Source organism: Bacillus sp. FSL P2-0099, from assembly GCF_038007445.1.
Classification (GTDB): domain Bacteria; phylum Bacillota; class Bacilli; order Bacillales; family Bacillaceae_G; genus Bacillus_A; species Bacillus_A mycoides.
The window spans coordinates 3,333,724-3,351,238 of record NZ_JBBOXE010000001.1 but is presented as its reverse complement, the minus strand read 5'-3'; the positions used below and the strand labels follow the sequence as shown (position 1 = coordinate 3,351,238).

22 protein-coding genes are annotated in these 17,515 nt (G+C 35.2%); 17 read left to right on the top strand and 5 right to left on the bottom strand.

Annotated elements, in window-relative coordinates:
- Positions 1–17: 17 nt before the first annotated feature.
- Positions 18–1,055, bottom strand: coding sequence for a serine hydrolase domain-containing protein (locus MKY90_RS17265; protein WP_215599451.1), 1,038 nt, complete (start codon positions 1,053–1,055; stop codon positions 18–20).
- A gap of 110 nt (positions 1,056–1,165) precedes the next feature.
- Entirely contained in the window at positions 1,166–1,360 is a 195-nt protein-coding gene (locus MKY90_RS17260; protein WP_002087600.1) for a hypothetical protein, read from the bottom strand.
- A gap of 182 nt (positions 1,361–1,542) precedes the next feature.
- Between MKY90_RS17260 and MKY90_RS17255 the strand changes: the two genes are divergently transcribed.
- Positions 1,543–1,824 (top strand): hypothetical protein, encoded by a 282-nt coding sequence (locus tag MKY90_RS17255; RefSeq protein WP_000397708.1) that lies wholly within the window; start codon positions 1,543–1,545, stop codon positions 1,822–1,824.
- A 29-nt stretch (positions 1,825–1,853) separates the two neighbouring features.
- On the opposite strand, the gene MKY90_RS17250 is transcribed toward MKY90_RS17255, so the two are convergent.
- The gene (locus MKY90_RS17250) at positions 1,854–2,144 is read right to left on the bottom strand and encodes a DUF3784 domain-containing protein (RefSeq protein ID WP_002190266.1); all 291 of its coding nucleotides are present in this window, start codon (positions 2,142–2,144) and stop codon (positions 1,854–1,856) included.
- Between the two features lie 122 nt (positions 2,145–2,266).
- Between MKY90_RS17250 and MKY90_RS17245 the strand changes: the two genes are divergently transcribed.
- From MKY90_RS17245 to MKY90_RS17210, 8 genes are all read left to right on the top strand, one after another.
- Positions 2,267–2,548, top strand: a complete 282-nt coding sequence (locus tag MKY90_RS17245; RefSeq protein WP_012261329.1) for a MazG nucleotide pyrophosphohydrolase domain-containing protein — start codon at positions 2,267–2,269, stop codon at positions 2,546–2,548.
- 142 nt (positions 2,549–2,690) lie between these two features.
- Positions 2,691–3,464 carry a BcII family subclass B1 metallo-beta-lactamase gene (bla2, locus tag MKY90_RS17240; RefSeq protein WP_341092049.1) on the top strand — a complete coding sequence of 258 codons (774 nt, stop codon included), beginning with the start codon at positions 2,691–2,693 and terminating at the stop codon, positions 3,462–3,464.
- A gap of 688 nt (positions 3,465–4,152) precedes the next feature.
- Positions 4,153–5,439, top strand: coding sequence for a hydroxylamine reductase (gene hcp / locus MKY90_RS17235; protein ID WP_002137545.1), 1,287 nt, complete (start codon positions 4,153–4,155; stop codon positions 5,437–5,439).
- Positions 5,440–5,896: 457 nt separating this feature from the next.
- On the top strand, positions 5,897–6,217 hold the full coding sequence (locus MKY90_RS17230; protein WP_002128372.1) for a PadR family transcriptional regulator: 321 nt from the start codon (positions 5,897–5,899) through the stop codon (positions 6,215–6,217).
- Between the two features lie 75 nt (positions 6,218–6,292).
- On the top strand, positions 6,293–6,634 hold the full coding sequence (locus MKY90_RS17225) for a DUF1048 domain-containing protein (protein ID WP_002014108.1): 342 nt from the start codon (positions 6,293–6,295) through the stop codon (positions 6,632–6,634).
- A gap of 168 nt (positions 6,635–6,802) precedes the next feature.
- Positions 6,803–7,564 carry an ABC transporter ATP-binding protein gene (locus tag MKY90_RS17220; RefSeq protein WP_002033389.1) on the top strand — a complete coding sequence of 254 codons (762 nt, stop codon included), beginning with the start codon at positions 6,803–6,805 and terminating at the stop codon, positions 7,562–7,564.
- On the top strand, positions 7,565–8,314 hold the full coding sequence (locus MKY90_RS17215; protein WP_002014105.1) for an ABC transporter permease: 750 nt from the start codon (positions 7,565–7,567) through the stop codon (positions 8,312–8,314).
- A 1,155-nt stretch (positions 8,315–9,469) separates the two neighbouring features.
- Positions 9,470–10,789: an aromatic amino acid transport family protein gene (locus tag MKY90_RS17210; RefSeq protein WP_016100936.1), complete on the top strand. Its 1,320-nt coding sequence runs from the start codon at positions 9,470–9,472 to the stop codon at positions 10,787–10,789.
- A gap of 294 nt (positions 10,790–11,083) precedes the next feature.
- Here MKY90_RS17210 and MKY90_RS17205 read toward each other — a convergent pair whose 3' ends face one another.
- Positions 11,084–12,046, bottom strand: a complete 963-nt coding sequence (locus MKY90_RS17205) for a helix-turn-helix transcriptional regulator (RefSeq protein ID WP_098168557.1) — start codon at positions 12,044–12,046, stop codon at positions 11,084–11,086.
- A gap of 110 nt (positions 12,047–12,156) precedes the next feature.
- On the opposite strand from MKY90_RS17205, the gene MKY90_RS17200 reads away from it, so the two are divergent.
- From MKY90_RS17200 to MKY90_RS17165, 8 genes are all read left to right on the top strand, one after another.
- The gene (locus MKY90_RS17200; protein WP_098168556.1) at positions 12,157–12,636 is read left to right on the top strand and encodes a GyrI-like domain-containing protein; all 480 of its coding nucleotides are present in this window, start codon (positions 12,157–12,159) and stop codon (positions 12,634–12,636) included.
- Complete coding sequence (locus tag MKY90_RS17195; RefSeq protein WP_341093279.1) at positions 12,623–13,132, top strand: phage tail protein; 510 nt, start codon at positions 12,623–12,625, stop codon at positions 13,130–13,132. The genes MKY90_RS17200 and MKY90_RS17195 overlap by 14 nt, the downstream gene beginning before the upstream one ends.
- A gap of 168 nt (positions 13,133–13,300) precedes the next feature.
- Positions 13,301–13,558: a DUF3963 domain-containing protein gene (locus tag MKY90_RS17190; RefSeq protein ID WP_098168554.1), complete on the top strand. Its 258-nt coding sequence runs from the start codon at positions 13,301–13,303 to the stop codon at positions 13,556–13,558.
- Positions 13,559–13,749: 191 nt separating this feature from the next.
- Positions 13,750–14,382, top strand: coding sequence for a LysE family translocator (locus tag MKY90_RS17185; RefSeq protein ID WP_002066409.1), 633 nt, complete (start codon positions 13,750–13,752; stop codon positions 14,380–14,382).
- Positions 14,383–14,677: 295 nt separating this feature from the next.
- On the top strand, positions 14,678–15,277 hold the full coding sequence (locus MKY90_RS17180) for a TetR/AcrR family transcriptional regulator (RefSeq protein ID WP_098168553.1): 600 nt from the start codon (positions 14,678–14,680) through the stop codon (positions 15,275–15,277).
- A gap of 4 nt (positions 15,278–15,281) precedes the next feature.
- The gene (locus MKY90_RS17175; RefSeq protein ID WP_098168552.1) at positions 15,282–15,827 is read left to right on the top strand and encodes a hypothetical protein; all 546 of its coding nucleotides are present in this window, start codon (positions 15,282–15,284) and stop codon (positions 15,825–15,827) included.
- Positions 15,828–15,987: 160 nt separating this feature from the next.
- Positions 15,988–16,149 (top strand): hypothetical protein, encoded by a 162-nt coding sequence (locus tag MKY90_RS17170; protein WP_341092036.1) that lies wholly within the window; start codon positions 15,988–15,990, stop codon positions 16,147–16,149.
- Positions 16,150–16,299: 150 nt separating this feature from the next.
- Positions 16,300–16,458, top strand: coding sequence for a hypothetical protein (locus MKY90_RS17165; RefSeq protein WP_000549711.1), 159 nt, complete (start codon positions 16,300–16,302; stop codon positions 16,456–16,458).
- Between the two features lie 223 nt (positions 16,459–16,681).
- Here MKY90_RS17165 and MKY90_RS17160 read toward each other — a convergent pair whose 3' ends face one another.
- Positions 16,682–17,263: a TetR/AcrR family transcriptional regulator gene (locus tag MKY90_RS17160; RefSeq protein ID WP_048543769.1), complete on the bottom strand. Its 582-nt coding sequence runs from the start codon at positions 17,261–17,263 to the stop codon at positions 16,682–16,684.
- Positions 17,264–17,515: the final 252 nt, after the last annotated feature.

The following is a 17,515-nucleotide window of genomic DNA, read 5'->3' as shown; positions in this document are numbered from 1 at the left end:
TTGTTTTACTTCGTTAATTATAAGGATAACATTTTTAAAATCTCACCAATAATCCCATCCTTTTGATGAACACCTAAATCCGAGTTCGTCATAATAACAGCGCCATTACCTCGGTGTGGATTACATACCATCATACATTGAAATCCAACACCCCAGCCAAGTGAATGAATTTGTAAGTCTTCATTAGAATACTCTAGAAAAACACCTAATCCAGTCCATTTGGTGCATCCTTGAGGAGAAATCATATCTTGTACTGTTTTTTGAGAAAGTTCCAGTTTGCTATTTCCCTGTAAGGACTGAATGATTTCAATAATTAAAGTTGATAAGTCAGTTGGTGTTGTCCAAATGCCTGAAGCTGCTGCGAATGGATAAAATGGATACTTCTCATTTGTAACGGTGCCATCTTTATTATGTCCACAAGCAAATGTGTTTAATTTATTTATATCTTCAGTAGGGAATACCGTACTATTCTTCAGTTGAAGTGGCTGAAAGATATATTCTTCAAGTAAAAGGTTGAATGGTTTTCCAGTAATATCTTCAATTAGTAGTTCGATAATACAAAAGTTTGTGTCAGAGTAGTGAAATTCGCTTTCTGGTTTATAAGTTACCTCTATAGGTACGGGGCAATATAGTGTTTTACCGGCAAGGACCTCATCCATTTTAGGTAGACCTTGTACAAGTGTATAATGTTCAAAACTATTAGGAGGATCAATCATCCCAGATTGGTGACTTAATAAGTTTCGTAACGTGACTTTTTTCTGCGAAGTAAATAGATTGGTAGGGATGTTCCAAGATGTGAGTCTATCATTTACGTCTTCATCTAAATATACGATTCCTTGATCTGATAACGTTAGTCCAAGCATTGAAGTGATGAATTTGCTAATAGAACAAGAATTGAATATGGAATTCGTAGTGACAGTTCTAGTTGTTCCAGATTCGAGTGTTCCGAAAGCAGTAGCTTCATCAAGTTTACCGTCACGTATAACGGCAAAGCTTAACCCTGCAACAGAATATTGGTTCATTTTCTCATATATATTGTTACTTTTTAAGTTCATAGTGACTCCTTTCTTTTAAAGACAGAATATTAATTTTATTATACAGTAGTAAATAGAGAGAAAAGGAAAACACTTCATCTTTTATCGATGAAGTGTTTTCTTAGTTTAAGTTAATTCGAAGTAAATGCTTTAAAAAATTTATCTCTGTACATGTACATAAGCCATGAGGCTGTTATAAAGGAAATAAAGATTTGTTTGTTTTTAATTGGTGCATTGAAAACAAGCCAACCAACTATATCAAATAACAAATGTAGTGCAATTGAAAGAACTACAAATTGTAGTAACGTCTTAAAAAATCTTTTCATAAAGTGTCCCCCTAAAATAAAAGGTTTTATCCCGCATTAACGGGCAGTAAAACTCCCACTGATTAAAGTTTCACTTTTTCAACAGTGTTGTATATTACTATTATACATTAAATGTTTCCTATGGTAAAATTTACATAAGTTACTTAAATAAAACATATGAAAGCTAGTGAGGAGGAATAGTCATGGAATTTTGGATGATCATACCGATAGCGGTCTTTGGGTTTATTTATATCGTTGAAAAATTAAATAAAATCGAAAAGAAAACGGATGCGCGTTTAAAGCGGATGGAAGATAGATTACAGCTAATTACGAAAGAAATGGGAATTATAGATAGAGAACCCGAAATTAATAAAGAGTTGCGGCAGCTTATGGAAGAAGGAAAAACAGTTACGGCAGTTAAGAGAGTAAGAGAGGCTTTTGGATTTTCATTGTTAGAAGCGAAGCAATATGTTGATAAGTTATAAAAAAGATCATCCAATTGGATGGTCTTTTTTTACTGAACCATACGTGTATTTACATAAGCAGCGATTATAACGTGGCCAATAATAATGATAGGAAATATAATTTTAACATTAGGAGTAATGAAGACACTGCCAATTGTGGCAATAACACCAGCAATTAAATTATAAAGACCAACTATTTTTGATAACTTCACTTTGTCAGGTACACGGCGTTCATTGAATCCTGATAAGAGCCAAGTGTATTGTTTTACTCCGATGAAATAAGCTAGTGCAAATGAAATGATGGCTAGTATGAATAATGATGGCGAAGCGAAGAGAGTCATTGAGAACACCTCCGTTAAAGGGCTATAAATAAATTATAGTGTAAATGTTATAATTTAACAAAATACATTTTTGATTTTAAGTTTATAAAAAATGAGATATTTACGATGAAGGGAGATTACATATGAATATTTCGGAATTCCAGCAATATGTATCGAGTTTCAGTAAAGAAAAAGGCTTTCAAGATACAACAATTGAAGAGCGTACGATGTATGCGATGGCGGAATTAGGTGAATTAGCGGAAGTTATATTAAAGCGTGATAAAATACAAGATTCGAAAAGAGAGATTGGTTTAGAAATGTTTGATGTAATTTGGAATGTATGTGATTTAGCAAACAAGTTAGAAATTGATTTAGAGAAGGCGTTTGAAGAAAAAATGATGATTAATAAAAAACGTGAATGGTAAAAGGAAGGTTAAAGAGCGCACAAAATTTTGTGCGCTTTTTATTAATGGTATGAAAAATATGTAAAAAAGATGGAACAAACATTTGAGACGAATTGTCTAATATAGGAAATAACTATTTAGTTTGAAAGAAAGGGTGGAGAAAATGAAAAAGAGTATATTATTAAAAGTAGGGTTATGTGTAAGTTTACTAGGAGCAATTCAATTTGTTAGTGTAATATCTCCAGTACAAGCAGAACGAACGGTAGAGAAAAAAGTAATAAAGAATGAGACAGGAACTATTTCAATTTCTCAGTTAAACAAAAATGTATGGGTTCATACTGAGTTAGGTTATTTTAATGGAGTAGCAGTTCCTTCGAACGGTCTAGTTCTTACTACTTCTAAAGGGTTAGTGCTTGTCGATTCTTCTTGGGATGATAAGTTAACGAAGGAATTAATAGAGATGGTAGAAAAGAAATTTAAGAAGCGCGTAACGGATGTTATTATTACACATGCGCATGCTGATCGAATTGGCGGAATTAAAACGTTGAAAGAAAGAGGCATTAAAGCGCATAGTACAGCATTAACTGCGGAACTAGCAAAGAAAAATGGATATGAAGAGCCACTTGGAGACTTACAAACAATTACGAATATGAAGTTTGGAAATATAAAAGTAGAAACGTTCTATCCAGGGAAAGGGCATACAGAAGATAATATTGTCGTATGGTTACCGCAATACAACATTTTAGCTGGAGGCTGTTTAGTGAAATCTGCGGAAGCTAAAGATTTAGGGAATGTTGCTGATGCATATGTAAATGAATGGTCCACATCGATTGAGAATGTGTTGAACCGATATGGAAATATGAACTTAGTAGTGCCTGGTCATGGAGAAGTAGGGGACAGAGGATTACTTTTACATACATTGGATTTGTTGAAATAAGAAACTGTGGGAATATAAAAGCGAGGAGAAATAATTTTCTCCTCGCTTTCTTCTAACTATATTTAAATGCGAAGCTATCAATTATGCCTGCATAAGTTACTGAGATTTTAATTCCAAGTATACAAATACCAGTACCGTCATAATTGCTATAACAACGTAAGTAACATCAAGCATTATAAGTGTCTTTAAAGTTTCAGTCATCCTAATTCACCCCTGGTATGAAAATATAACATAATCTCTTATCAATCAGTTAAGAGATTATAAAGATAACAATGCACATGAAATTTCTTAAGTATTTTCTATATAAATATATCATATAAATAATGTAAAAAATGTTAAGATGGTGTAAATGTATTGTAAATAAAGAGGTTTCCTATAAAATCTTTAATCAAAAAATTGATAGTTCTTCAAAATGAAAAAACGCTATTCTTTCTGTTGAATGATAGAATAGTGTTTTTGTATGCTTATTAGTTGCTAATAGTTCTCTAAATCAATTATCTAGCTATTTGAAAGCATCAACAAAGTTGTCCATTTTTCTGTATGTTTTTTTGATGTCAATAAAAATATTATGTCAACAATATGAACTGTCACAAATTTATATATATTATTGTGATTGATATCACATCCCTTTTTCTCAATGAGTATTATGCTTAATTTGTAACGAATGATTGGGAGAGGGTGGGATGATATGTTTTGTTATCAATGTGAACAAACGCCAACAGGCGGATGTAAAGTGATGGGTGTTTGTGGTAAGAATGAAACAATTGCAAGTTTACAAGATACGATTGTGTTTGGATTAAAAGGAATTGCTGCTTATCGTACTCATGCTGCTCAGCTAGGGTATACAGATGCATTTGTAGATGCTACAACTCAAGAAGCGCTATATATGACATTAACAAATTCTAACTTTAATGAACAAGAACATATTGATATGGCTATGAAAGTAGGGAAATCGGCTTTACGAGTAATGGAGTTATTAGATGAGGCACATACGAATCACTTTGGTGTTCCGGAGCCTGTTCAAATTACGCAGAACCATGTAGAAGGTAAGGCAATTGTAGTTACTGGTCATAATTTATTTGCATTAGAAGAGTTATTAAAGCAAACAGAAGGAAAAGAAATTAATATTTATACGCATTCTGAAATGCTACCAGCACACGGATATCCACAACTGAAAAAATATAAACATTTAAAAGGAAACATCGGTAAGGCATGGTATGATCAACGACGCCTTTTCGAAAAATTTACAGGTGCCATATTAGCTACAACGAACTGTGTTATGCCAATTAAAGGATCATACTCTGATCGATTCTTTTCATATGATATTGCAGGTTTAGAGGGTGTACAAAAAATTGAAAATGATGATTTTGCACCATTGATTCAAAAAGCGCTTGAACTTCCAGAAGTACATATGGAGTCGGATGAGCAGTTAGTAACAGGGTTTCATCATAATACAGTATTATCATTAGCTCCGGAAATTATTAATGCAGTAAAAGAAGGAAAGATTAAGCGTTTCTTTGTCATCGCAGGTTGTGATGCTCCGGGAAAAGGCGGAGAATATTATCGTGAATTAGCAACGTCGCTTCCGCCAGAAACGGTTATTTTAACAACTTCTTGCGGGAAATTCCGCTTTAATGATGTGAGTTATGGTGTTGTACCTGGTACGGAGATTCCGCGTTACATTGATTTAGGACAATGCAATAATTCAATTTCTACAGTGAAAATAGCGGCCGCTTTAGCAGATGCTTTCCAATGTGAAGTGAATGAATTGCCAGTAAGTATTGTCTTATCATGGTTTGAACAAAAAGCGGTTGCTATTTTACTTGGGCTATTTAGCCTTGGTATTCAAGATATTCGCATTGGTCCAAAGGCACCTGAATTTATTTCACCTGGTGTGCTTGATGTATTACAAGAGACATTCGGTTTAAAACTAATTACAACCGCAGCAGAAGATATGAATATGATGTTATCGTAACAAAAAGGATGTCCTATATGTAGAGTTGACTTTATAAAGAGTTTGTATGTATTCGCAAGCTCATGTATTAGATGCACAGGTGCATTAGTAGAAGAACAAAAAAAATGATCCGTCTTTTTAATAAGGAGAGCTATCTACATTCATTAACTTCGGAATATTATAACGCCCAAAATAAAAATACGGAATTTTTGTTTTGGGTATTTCCTTTTCTTAGCTGGATAGGTATGTGGTGAGATTTCTTAAGAAGAAAATAGGCAGTATCCAATAGATAATAGCGGATTTAAGAAAAAATTTAAAAATCGAGTTGACATTACATCTACATAGTCATACAATGTAGATGTAATAAGTAATACTGAATAGTGAGGTTTCTCAAAAGCTATTCAGTAAAAATTAGCCTTAGTACTCTGTGATACTGAATATAAGTCAGACAGAATAGGGGGTAAAGGAGGATCAGAATATGGAGAATTTAACTGAAATGTTGAAAGGTTCGCTGGAAGGATGTGTTCTGGAAATCATTAGCCGCCGTGAAACTTATGGCTATGAGATTACCCGCCACCTGAATGAGCTTGGGTTTACTGAAGTCGTGGAAGGAACGGTCTATACCATCCTTGTGCGATTAGAGAAGAAAAAACTTGTGAATATTGAAAAGAAACCGTCAGACATGGGACCGCCTCGCAAGTTTTATTCACTAAATGAGGATGGCCGTCAGGAGCTTGAATTATTTTGGAGAAAATGGGATTTTGTATCATCAAAAATTAACGTCTTGAAGTCAAACTAGCCTCATAAGATTAAATATTCGGCCGATATTTTGGGAGTTTCTTGTTCTGCTTTATAAAAAAGGAGGAAAAATAATATGTTGGAAATGTTCAAAAAATTAATTGGTGATAAAAAAGAGTACAAAATGATGATGGCACGGGTTGGAGCTCTGCCAGAGGACTATCAGTTTGTGTTTAAGAAAATTCAAAACTACATGTGGAATTTCTCAGCTGGTAACGGGATGGATATGCTACACATACAGTATGAACTAATCGATTTGTTTGAAGCCGGTGCGGCGGAAGGAAGACAAGTGCTAGAAATCACTGGGGAGGACGTGGCATCCTTTGCTGACGAACTAGTGGCAAACGCTAAAACTTATGTTTCCAAGTATCGTGAAGATTTGAATGAAAGTATCATGAAGCAATTGAGAAAAAAATAAATGCAACAGGTAATACCGACTGATTAGCTGGTTACAAATGTGAATTGACGCCATTGCTATTCAGTTATATTTTTAAATCAGTACTAAGTAATACGGATTATCAGTAATACTAAATAGAGGGTGTAGGCAGTCTATCTTTACAAAACATTTTTTAAGGAGGAAAAAAGCATGACCAATACAGCGATTTCTGTAAAAGGATTAAAAAAATCCTTTAAAGATAAGGAAGTGTTAAAAGGGGTAGATTTTGAAGTGCAGCGTGGCTCCATTTTCGCACTGCTGGGCTCAAATGGAGCGGGCAAGACGACGATAGTCAATATCCTCTCGACGCTGATGAAGCAAGATGGCGGCGAAGTAGGTATTTGTGGTTTTGACGTTCAGCGTCAACCGGATCATGTTCGTCAAAGTATCAGTCTGACAGGGCAGTTTGCAGCTTTAGACGGAATGCTCACGGGGAGAGAAAACTTGATAATGATTGCCAATTTGCGTGGAGTTTCTAGTCCTGCTCAAGTCGCTGATAATTTGCTTGCAAGATTCAGCCTGACTGATGCAGCCAACCAGAGGGCAGACCAGTATTCAGGTGGGATGAAGCGCCGGCTTGATATCGCCATGAGCTTGATCGGGACGCCAGCAGTCATTTTTCTCGATGAACCGACGACAGGGCTTGACCCTGAAGCGCGTATTGAAGTGTGGGATACCGTCAAGGAACTTGCCGGCGGCGGCACAACCATCTTGCTCACGACCCAGTACCTCGAGGAAGCCGAACAACTGGCGGACCGTATCGCTATCTTGCATGGCGGAAAAATTATTAAGACTGGTACTCTTACAGAACTTAAAGAGATGTTCCCGCCAACAAAAGTGGAGTATATCGAGAAGCAGCCGACATTGGAAGAAATTTTCCTTGCGATTATTGGCAAAAAGGAGGAGATGTAAATGAAGAGCAAAACAGGGGTATTATTAGGGCGCTTAATGCGCAACATCATGCGCAGTCCAGATACAATTATTACGGTAGCGATTACGCCGATTATGATGATGCTGTTGTTTGTCTACGTATTTGGCGGCGCCATAAAGACAGGAACGGATAACTACGTCAATTATTTATTGCCGGGAATCTTGCTGATGGCTATCGCATCCGGTGTCGCTTACACTTCCGTACGGTTGTTTACGGATGTAAAGAGCGGGCTGATGGCACGTTTCATTACTATGCCTATTAAGCGTTCGTCGGTATTATGGGCTCACGTATTAACATCACTTGTTGCTAATGTGCTTACTATCGTGGTGGTTATTCTTGTTGCGCTCTTAATGGGCTTCCGTTCCAGTGCTAATATTCTGGATTGGCTCGCGGTAGCTGGAATACTCGGGATGTTTACGCTGGCGCTGACATGGTTGGCTATCATTCCTGGGTTGACAGCGAAGTCTATGGAAGGGGCGACAGCCTACTCGTACCCACTAATTTTTCTGCCCTTTATTAGTTCGGCCTTTGTTCCTACCGAAACTATGCCAAAAATTGTTCGTGCGTTCGCTGAAAACCAGCCTGTGACTTCAATCGTGAATGCGATTCGTGCCCTCTTATATGAAGGGACTGTTGGCAACGATATTTGGATTGCACTTGCTTGGTGTGTGGGCATTATGGTTATCGCTTACTTCTTCGCCGGCAAAGCATTTAAACGTCAGTTAGGGTAACACCACCAGTTCGGTGCACAATGGCAACTAAACCTTCTGGAATAATATATATATGGGAAAATGGATTTAAATCACATTAATCTTAGTTATTGCTATAATTGTTAGTATTCTTACTGGTTATGCAGTTGGTACGTAAGTAGGTTCAGACGTTGAGAAAAAGCAGACTGAGAGAGTTAAAAGGGAAGAGATAATATTTTGACCTCAATTCTAATTGCCATATAATAAATGCAATTTTTATACATGAAAAGCCCACCTATTTCCGTAGGTGGGCTATATCTTTACTACACAATTCGAAAGTATACTCTCTTTTTCTAAATATGTAATTATGCATATTTAGAAAAAACTACACTTAATAAATATTACATATAGTAAATGGAAACTTATGGTGTAATTCTTTTAACAGGCTCAACATGATAACCATTATATAAGGTGCGTAGGCTCCTTTGGAAAAGTTCTTCTTTTCTGAAAAATGAATATTAATTCGTTATATGTAATAAAAATTCGTGAAAATGATTTTATGTTTTCTAAATTTATTCCTTTACATCAATGTGTATTATTTATTACAACAGCTTCATGTCAAAGATAAGATGTGAAAGCAAAGGGAAATATAAGTATCTTTATAACGAGTTCCTAATATAATCAATGTGTTAACGAAAGGAACTCTGTATTATGTTTATTTTTCTATTAACTAATACAGCTTCAAAAAATAGACACAATTGATACATACCAATTGTAATTTATTATCTATTCATAATTCTGTTTATTCTGTCTTTCTAAAAATAAAAAAATATTAGACTCGCAAATATAAACGTTATAATGAGGGCGTCGAGAGGTAACCGATTACCTACGAAGAAAATATCAAACATTTTAAAATTGGACAGACTGAAACGATTAATTACAGAAAGGTGTGTGACCAGAAGGGGGATTTCTTCAAAATAGTTTAGTAGCAGTGGACATCGTATTAGCTGGTGTAAACAATATCATCAATGGAAGTATAGGGTTGGAGGATAAATGCCTCGCACATTAAGAGAGACAGCTTTAGGTGGAATCGTTTACAATATGGTGCATCAAGTAAGCGGTTCATTTTTTAAGAATGGTCTATATTCTTAAGCCTAAAAAGAGACGTAAAAATAGGATACAAGGGGGATTTATTATATGAATGGGAATACTGCAAAAAAAATAGAATTTCAAGCTGAAAATACTGCAGTGAAAAATGAGAAATATCTAGATCCTAAAAAGTGGCATAAACAAGATACTACCTGGGCATTGAGCCTTTTTGGAACAGCAATTGGAGCAGGGGTGCTCTTTTTACCGATTAATGCAGGTTCAGGTGGTTTATTATCATTACTACTAATTACATTGCTTGCATATCCAGTTATGTATTACTCACATAGGGCACTTGCTAAAATGATTTACACTTCTAATTCTGCTGATGAGGGGATTACAGGCACAATAAGAGAGTATTTCGGAAATAAGGCAAGTATCATTTTTAACATCGTATATTTCGGCTCAATTTATACAATCGTATTGATGTATTCGGTTGCGCTTACAAATACCGCAAGTAGTTTTATCGTGCATCAATTGCACATGCCGGAGCCTCCAAGGGCCATTTTATCTCTTGTATTAGTGCTCGGCCTTATTGCTATACTAAATTTTGGTCAAGATATTACTGTGAAAATCATGAGTATGCTCGTATATCCTTTCATAGCTTCTCTACTTTTCATCGCAATATCTTTAATTCCACAGTGGAATACGTCAATGCTTAGCTTTTCAAGTGTTTCTACTGCTTCAACAGGAACAGGATATTTTGGAACGATATTAATGATTTTACCAATCATCGTATTCTCATTTAATCATTCACCTATGATTTCATCATTTGTTGTGAAACAGAAGGCTACGTATGGAATAGAAGCTACTGATGCTAAATGTGCACAAATACAAAAAGTTTGTTATATCATGACATTCGTTGTAGTTATGTTCTTCGTTTGGAGTAGTACACTGAGTTTGACTCCAGAGGATTTAAAAATGGCAAAAGAGCAAAACTTATCAATCCTTTCATATCTTGCTAATGAGCTTAATTCGCCTGTAATCACTATTGCAGCTCCAATCATTGCTTTTGTGGCTATTACAAAGTCTTTCCTTGGCCATTATATAGGAGCATTTGAGGTAATGCGTGACGTGATTATGAAGTTCGGTAAAACACGTGGAAAAGTTATTGAAGAAAAAACAATTAAGACAATGATCCTTACTTTTGTCGTATTAACATGCTGGTTTGTCGCTTATACAAATCCAAGTATTCTTGGAATTATTGATTCTCTGAGCGGTCCATTAGTTGCTGCTATCTTATGTCTATTACCGATGTATGCGATTAGTAAAGTACCAGTACTAGCTAAATACAAAGGGAAAATGAGCAATGTATTTGTCATTGTTGTAGGTATACTTACTGTCCTAGCAAGTATTAAGTCATTATTCTAATTCGCTATTGTTAGTTCAAGTGCTAAAATAGTGGGATATGAAAAAAGAATGAAAGAGATTATGGATAAGATACGTCCATATTCTAATTTTAAACAAGCTGTTTTATGAGGGTTAAACTCTAATATAAAAAGACATGAACAAAGATTAGTTCATGTCTTTTTTTTGTGTTGGCGTTATTCTTAGAAGAGCGTTTCAAGTAGCGGTAGCGAATAAAATGTTTTTACTAGGTATTTAAATAGAGGTAACTGGCATCTAGTCAAACTCAATATTATTTTGGGTTTAACTGGCCACTGCTTATGGGCAGTATAAACATAATCTCTCTTTTAAACCTTCTAACACTTCTTCAGGAACTTCCCTGATTTTGATATCTTTACCTAGGAAAAGTAGCCAATTTGTTATTTCTATCAATTCATCGAGATTGTTAACATTGATAAAAGTTTTTAGAATGGCTGTGGATTGGTAAGGATTTGTATAGGAAATAGAAATTTTTATAGGATGATATTTTTTGAACTGGGTAATCGCTTTTGGACCAAGTTCAAGTACAAGGTTGATTGCTTCGTCCCTCTTACTTAGTTTTTCTGAAATTTTTTTCTTACTTAATCTGTTTTTCGGCGTATAGGTTTCGACATTAATGAGATGATCAACGAGAAACATCTTCTTTTTTTCTTCTTTTATGTCAAAGCCTTCAATTATCCAATGGCTTTTTTCTTGATAAAGGTGCAGTAGATAAATTGGATAAAACTTGGTTTCCTCCTCTTCTTTTACGGTAATCAATAAATGGCTATCTAAAAGAAGGATTTGGATGAGTTTTTCTAACATAGGATGGGGGAGGTCAGAAAGCTCAAGTAGGTCAGGATTATGAGGGTTAGTCCCTTCAAAAAGCAAGATTTGATTTAAAAGAACAAGGTCATCCTGTTGGATTTCTGAGATGAGTCCTAGTAGTTTTTCGGCTAAAGACTGACGACTCTTTAGATAGGGAAGTTGTTGATTTCTTGTGGCCATAAAGGCAATAAAAAGAGCTTTGACCTCATTATCAGTAAAGCGAACAACGGGCAAGATAGAGTTATGCATGACAAAATATCCTCCATCCCTGCCAACTTCAGCGACGAGCGGCATCCCCATGGCTTCAATTTCTCTAATGTCTCTAATAGCTGTCGATCGTGAGATGTTAAATTCTCGTATGATTTCAGAAATTGTAAAGTGGGAGCGGTTGTTAATATAGCGCATGATCGTATTAATCCGTTCAACTTTTTTCATGTTGGTCTCCTAAACAGTATCATTTTTTGACATGATTTAAAGATATTATAAACTCATCAAGTGAAAAGATAAATCGTTTGATCAATTTAAAAGTGAGGAAGGTTTTAAATATGAAAAATTATACAATAGAAGAAAAAGATAGCTTTATCGTGTTAGGTATTGGAACTGAACTTAAGAGCCACTATACAGACTTTGCGGGCATAAACAAGGAAAAGGCAGACTTTTGGCTGGCTGTCGAACAAGATGGAAGGTTGGACACTTTAAAAGCTTTAGCTACAAATGATTACATTTTTTCTGTGAGTGAAGCGGTGAATAACAAGATGATGTATTACGCTGGTGTCATGACAGAGGAAACGATACAAGAAGAGTCTAGAGTTATCCAGTTTCCGAGGGGAGAATACCTAGTAGTTAAAGGGGAAGGCGATACAGCTGAGGAGCTAAGTAATAAGCTTACTGGTATTGCATTTGGTCAAGCATTAGCAGAAGTAAAAGATTTTTCCTATGTTGGTGGGCCAAATACAATAGTTGAGATGGGGCAGCGAAACGGCTTAGTATTTGGTGAAATATGGATTCCAGTTGTTAGGAAGTAAAGTATTAAAAGGAGAGATGGAATTGTCCGATATCGTTGGTTTTAAAAACGTAACTACAGATGGCATGGAGTCTTCACCTGTAGCAGAAGCACTTGCTGGTTTACGTGCCCATGAAGCACGTTACTTTATGAATAAATACAAGCATGAATTTACGGTTGTACCAGCTAGTGAAAGCGAGAAGACTCTTGATTATGTGAACCGCATTTTGAAAGAAGAACGTGATATTGAGTTTGCGGAAAAACCTTTAGAAACATCGTGTTTTCAAGTGGAAAATATTAAATTTGCCTATGTCTTCTATGAGGATGGTCTTGCAGTCAACGTCATGTATACGTTGGATAACCCAAAGAAGCGGGCTGTTGGATTTAAGCTTTCTGAGGGAATGGAGATACCAACGGAGTTAGTAGAGAAGTTTAAGTTTGCTAGACAGAAGTCTAAACTTGCTGGAACAATTCGAGGTTCGTTTTTTGTAATTAAAGGAGAATATATTGCAAGTTGAAGAATCAGTCATTTGTTGTATTGAGTTATTCTTTTAAAAGGCGCGATTAAGGCTAACAATCTTGAATTGTTAGCCTTTTTTTACATAAGTAAATAATATTTACAGTCTGCTACACACTACGTTCTTATAAAATGAAACAAAGGGAAATTACTGTAAGGGGGTGGTGGGGTGAGCAAAAAAAGGCTATTTGAGTTATTCTTAGTAACTTTTGCTTTACTATTCCTTCATGTAAGCGCATTTACTAATGAAAAATTGAATGATAAATTTGGTAACTTTACCTTCTTTGTTGTATTTCTCATGTTTTATATCAACGTTGCATTTATAGAACGGTATTTTGATGATATACAAAAGTGGATTCGAAATATCACATTTCTTCTTGCCCTGTTAGTAGTAACTTTAATATCACTATGGATAGGTTACTTTTAAAACCTTGTGATCACGAAAGTCCCCCAGTTTTAAAAAATGGAGGACTTTTCATAGTCTTCTAAATACAGTGAATCCCGATAATAATACGCTATGTTAACCTTATATGAATAGGCATACATTAATCTTTTTCTCCTCAATCATGATAAAATGGACGATAAGAAATTTATGTAAGGTAAAGGGGTGGAAGATTCATGGTCAGTTTTAGCACTTTGCTAGCTTTTGCAATTGTTTCACTTAGTATGGTTTGTTCACCTGGGCCTAACATGATTTATCTCATTTCTCGCTCGATTACGCAGGGGCGTATGGCAGGATTCATTTCTCTTTTGGGTATCATGCTTGGCTTCATAATTTATATAATTGCAACAATGTTCGGACTTACAGCCCTTTTCCTAGCTGTTCCGTCTCTCTATGAAGCAGTTAAGTGGGCAGGTGCTGCTTACTTACTCTGGCTCGCATGGAATTCGATTAAGCCTGGTGCTACATCTATTATGGAACCTCGTACTATTGCTATTGAGCCGCCACGGAAATTATTTTTAATGGGACTTATGACAAATCTGCTGAATCCTAAGATTGCTATTTTGTATGTGTCACTTCTACCTCAATTTGAAGATCCTGAGAAAGGATCGTTGCTTCTACAAGGTGCAGTTCTGGGCTTTACACAAATAACGGTTAGCTTTATAGTCAACCTCCTAATTGTATTTACAGCAAGTAGAGTTGCCAAATGGTTTGGCACACGCCCAACGTGGCTGCGAGTGCAGCGTTGGCTTATGGCAAGCGTCTTGACAGGTCTTGCTGTACGTCTTGCTTTTGAACGTCGACAGTAAGAGTCTTCTTGGGGAAAGTTACTATCTTTTTGGAACGATTGTAAGGGGAATAAGAATGATATTAAAAATAAAGCCAGCTACTGTATGTTCTTACTTTTACCTAACGTTTTTTCAAAAATGCTAGTAGATGCTGTTTCTTTTTTTAGAGGATACGGTAGGAATACCGTATTTTTTATTATAGGGGAATTTTGTTTTGTTAGCTTGAGAGCAATGTGAAACCTAAAATAATATGATCATATTATTTTAGGTACTTTTTTTATAATATAACCATATTATAAAGAGGAGGGGGAGATGAATGCCTAAAATAGTTGATCAAATACAAAGGAAGAATGAGATAGCCACCGCTACTTGGCGTGTAATATTAGAAAAAGGTATTGATAAAGCTTCCATACAGCAAATCGCTGATGAAGCGAACATGTCGGTTGGCCTTGTTCAGCATCATTTTTCGTCTAAAAATGCATTAATTTACTATGCAATGAATTTAGTATTGAATCGAATGGAAGAACGGGCGAAAACTCGTACAAGTGAATTTAAGGGAACGAAAGAAGAAGCACTTAGAAGGTTAATGAAATTTATTATTCCTTCTAATAAAGAAGAAATGTTGGAAGGTAAGGTTTGGATTACATTTCTAGGGATATCTTTTAGTTCCCCGAAACTTATTGAACTTCGGAAGAAAATGGATGATCATACGAGATACCTTATGGGAATCATTCTAGATTTAATGGAGGATCTAGGCTATGTCACACAAGGTTACAATAGAGATTTTGAATTAGAAATACTGTATGGATTTATCGATGGACTAGTAATCCATGTTCTTCAAAAGCCAGAATTGTATCCAGAAGAAAAAGTAAATCAACTTATTGAGTATTATTTAATAGAAAAAAAGAAGGATTGATCGCATGAATAAAGTTTTCATTATTATTCTTGTAGTCGTTATTGTATTGATTCTTAGGCAGCTTATCCCTAAGAAAGTAGATAGCTTTGATCTACTCGGTATACCAATCATGGCTATAATTAGAACTTATATCGGTCTTCCAAATAGATTGGATTTTATAATAACAATTGAATTAATTAGCTTGCTTATATTAGGAGCGATAGTTGGTTATTGGCAAGCTAAGAGGGTGAAAGTTTTTCATCATAACAATCAATTATGTAGTGTTGGAGGCTATTCGTATATTATTGGATGGATTATTATGCTTTTGGGAAGGATTGTTATTTTATTGTTGTTCAACCTTAATTCTCTCGTATCAACATTTCATGCGGGACAGGAACAGTTTACGAGTGAAGTAATTAAAGTTCTTTCGCACGCTGGAGATTGGTTAATATGGTCTACTATTCTTGCATCTTCCATCATGTATACTGTCACCTTATATAAGGATCACACGGATATCAAGAAATTAATACATGATCGTTTTAAAGAAATAAAACAACGAATAAAATATTAATTTAACTAATTGTTGTTATATGGGCCATTGCCACATGCCCATCAACTTAAGAAAACAAATTAGCCCCAAAACGAAAAAATGAGCTTTTTTGTTACAAATTAGCACAAAATCTCGTTCTGGGGATAGCTGTATTTTCTTAGCTTAATAGCGATAATACAAAATGATTACAACAGTATTAACAGGGCGCTTTTTTAAGTACAGGAGATTATTAACAGGTGGAGAAAATGTTGAAGATGTACAGACAGATAAACATAGTCCATATGAACAAAATGAATTGCAGCAAACCCTAGAAAAGTACGATTCGAAGAAATTTGAGTTATAAAAAGAAAATAGATAAATATAGTGAAAATAGATAAATTGACAAGAGAAAAGCACTTTGTGTATATCACAGGTGCTTTTTATTTTCATTTTGATATAGGGCTTGAATTAAATTTTTACAATAAAATATATAAGGTAAAAAGGGGGGAGTTCATTGCACAAAGTTATTTATGGAATATTAATTTTAATTTATACTTTGTATTCATTTTTTGTAAGTGATGGAAGTGAAGTAAGGTTTATTATGCTGTTAACTATAGTACTTATCTTTTCTGTAGTTTTAGAAAAAGGAAATGCAAACAAAACGACTGATTAAAGGTCGTTTTGTTTGCATTTTTTAAATTGGATATTAAAGTCCAGATGTTTTAGGGATAGCACCGAATCGCCATCAAGCTTAAAGAACGATTTATCCCCAAACAATAAATACGAACAACATGCATAAAATTTTCGTTCTGGAGGTGGTATGAGATTTTGATTTGATGGAGATTTGACGCTACCCCTATAAAGGTATAGTTTTCGTACTTTCATATACAATCATGTCACTTAAGTAATGTGAGCGTCGCTGCTATTACATTGTCCACAAATGAACGTTGGGGGCGAGATTTCATCATAACCGTTAGACCGATTAACGATACAATCAGTGCCTGTGCCAAAGACTTTGCATCTGTGTTGACTTCCAGCTCACCTGATTGAATTCCTCGTTCGATCGTCTCCTGAAAAATGACGGCGAGGTACATTTGATGTTCTCTGGTCAAAATTTCAAATCTCTCATCATGAGGTGCTAGTTCAACCATTGTATTGATACAAAAACAACCTTTACTAAGATCCCCTGCGTATTCTTCATTGACGACATCGGCAAAGAAAATAGAAAATGCCTCTTTTACAGAGGAGTGACTTTGAAGCCTATTTCGTATATCAGAGGCCCGAGACATTGTATACCTGCGAAGTGCGGCTTCAAACAATTCTTTCTTATCTCCAAAAGCCGAATAAATACTAGGGCGTTGAATGCCCATTCTAGAAGTAAGATCACTTAATGAGGTAGCCTCATATCCCTTCTCCCAAAATAACTGCATTGCTGCATCTAAAACTTGATCCTCATCAAATTCACGAGTTCTTGCCATTAAGAATTCTCCTTCTCAAACTTTGATTTTATTAATTGTTTTAGGATAGGTGTGTAGGTAATTACAATTGTTTTTTTTTTGTTACCAAACAGTATGTAATTAATTATATAATTAGCCCTTCTTCATGTCAAATCAAGCTCCATTCATTTAATGCAACATTAACTTTAGTGAAAAAAACGTTGACATCATGAATGAGGCTAAGTTATATTTACCAGTAATCATATTGTACTGAACAGTACGTTATGATCGAAA

Coding starts and splice junctions, on each gene's coding strand:
- MKY90_RS17160 (WP_048543769.1), bottom strand. CDS start 17,263: ATGGCAAGAACTCGTGAATTTGATGAGGATCAAGTTTTAGATGCAGCA.
- MKY90_RS17265 (WP_215599451.1), bottom strand. CDS start 1,055: ATGAACTTAAAAAGTAACAATATATATGAGAAAATGAACCAATATTCT.
- bla2 (WP_341092049.1), top strand. CDS start 2,691: ATGAAAAAGAGTATATTATTAAAAGTAGGGTTATGTGTAAGTTTACTA.
- MKY90_RS17215 (WP_002014105.1), top strand. CDS start 7,565: ATGAAGAGCAAAACAGGGGTATTATTAGGGCGCTTAATGCGCAACATC.
- MKY90_RS17245 (WP_012261329.1), top strand. CDS start 2,267: ATGAATATTTCGGAATTCCAGCAATATGTATCGAGTTTCAGTAAAGAA.
- MKY90_RS17205 (WP_098168557.1), bottom strand. CDS start 12,046: ATGAAAAAAGTTGAACGGATTAATACGATCATGCGCTATATTAACAAC.
- MKY90_RS17220 (WP_002033389.1), top strand. CDS start 6,803: ATGACCAATACAGCGATTTCTGTAAAAGGATTAAAAAAATCCTTTAAA.
- MKY90_RS17250 (WP_002190266.1), bottom strand. CDS start 2,144: ATGACTCTCTTCGCTTCGCCATCATTATTCATACTAGCCATCATTTCA.
- MKY90_RS17210 (WP_016100936.1), top strand. CDS start 9,470: ATGAATGGGAATACTGCAAAAAAAATAGAATTTCAAGCTGAAAATACT.
- MKY90_RS17170 (WP_341092036.1), top strand. CDS start 15,988: ATGATTACAACAGTATTAACAGGGCGCTTTTTTAAGTACAGGAGATTA.
- MKY90_RS17260 (WP_002087600.1), bottom strand. CDS start 1,360: ATGAAAAGATTTTTTAAGACGTTACTACAATTTGTAGTTCTTTCAATT.
- MKY90_RS17185 (WP_002066409.1), top strand. CDS start 13,750: ATGGTCAGTTTTAGCACTTTGCTAGCTTTTGCAATTGTTTCACTTAGT.
- MKY90_RS17175 (WP_098168552.1), top strand. CDS start 15,282: ATGAATAAAGTTTTCATTATTATTCTTGTAGTCGTTATTGTATTGATT.
- hcp (WP_002137545.1), top strand. CDS start 4,153: ATGTTTTGTTATCAATGTGAACAAACGCCAACAGGCGGATGTAAAGTG.
- MKY90_RS17225 (WP_002014108.1), top strand. CDS start 6,293: ATGTTGGAAATGTTCAAAAAATTAATTGGTGATAAAAAAGAGTACAAA.
- MKY90_RS17230 (WP_002128372.1), top strand. CDS start 5,897: ATGGAGAATTTAACTGAAATGTTGAAAGGTTCGCTGGAAGGATGTGTT.
- MKY90_RS17180 (WP_098168553.1), top strand. CDS start 14,678: ATGCCTAAAATAGTTGATCAAATACAAAGGAAGAATGAGATAGCCACC.
- MKY90_RS17200 (WP_098168556.1), top strand. CDS start 12,157: ATGAAAAATTATACAATAGAAGAAAAAGATAGCTTTATCGTGTTAGGT.
- MKY90_RS17255 (WP_000397708.1), top strand. CDS start 1,543: ATGGAATTTTGGATGATCATACCGATAGCGGTCTTTGGGTTTATTTAT.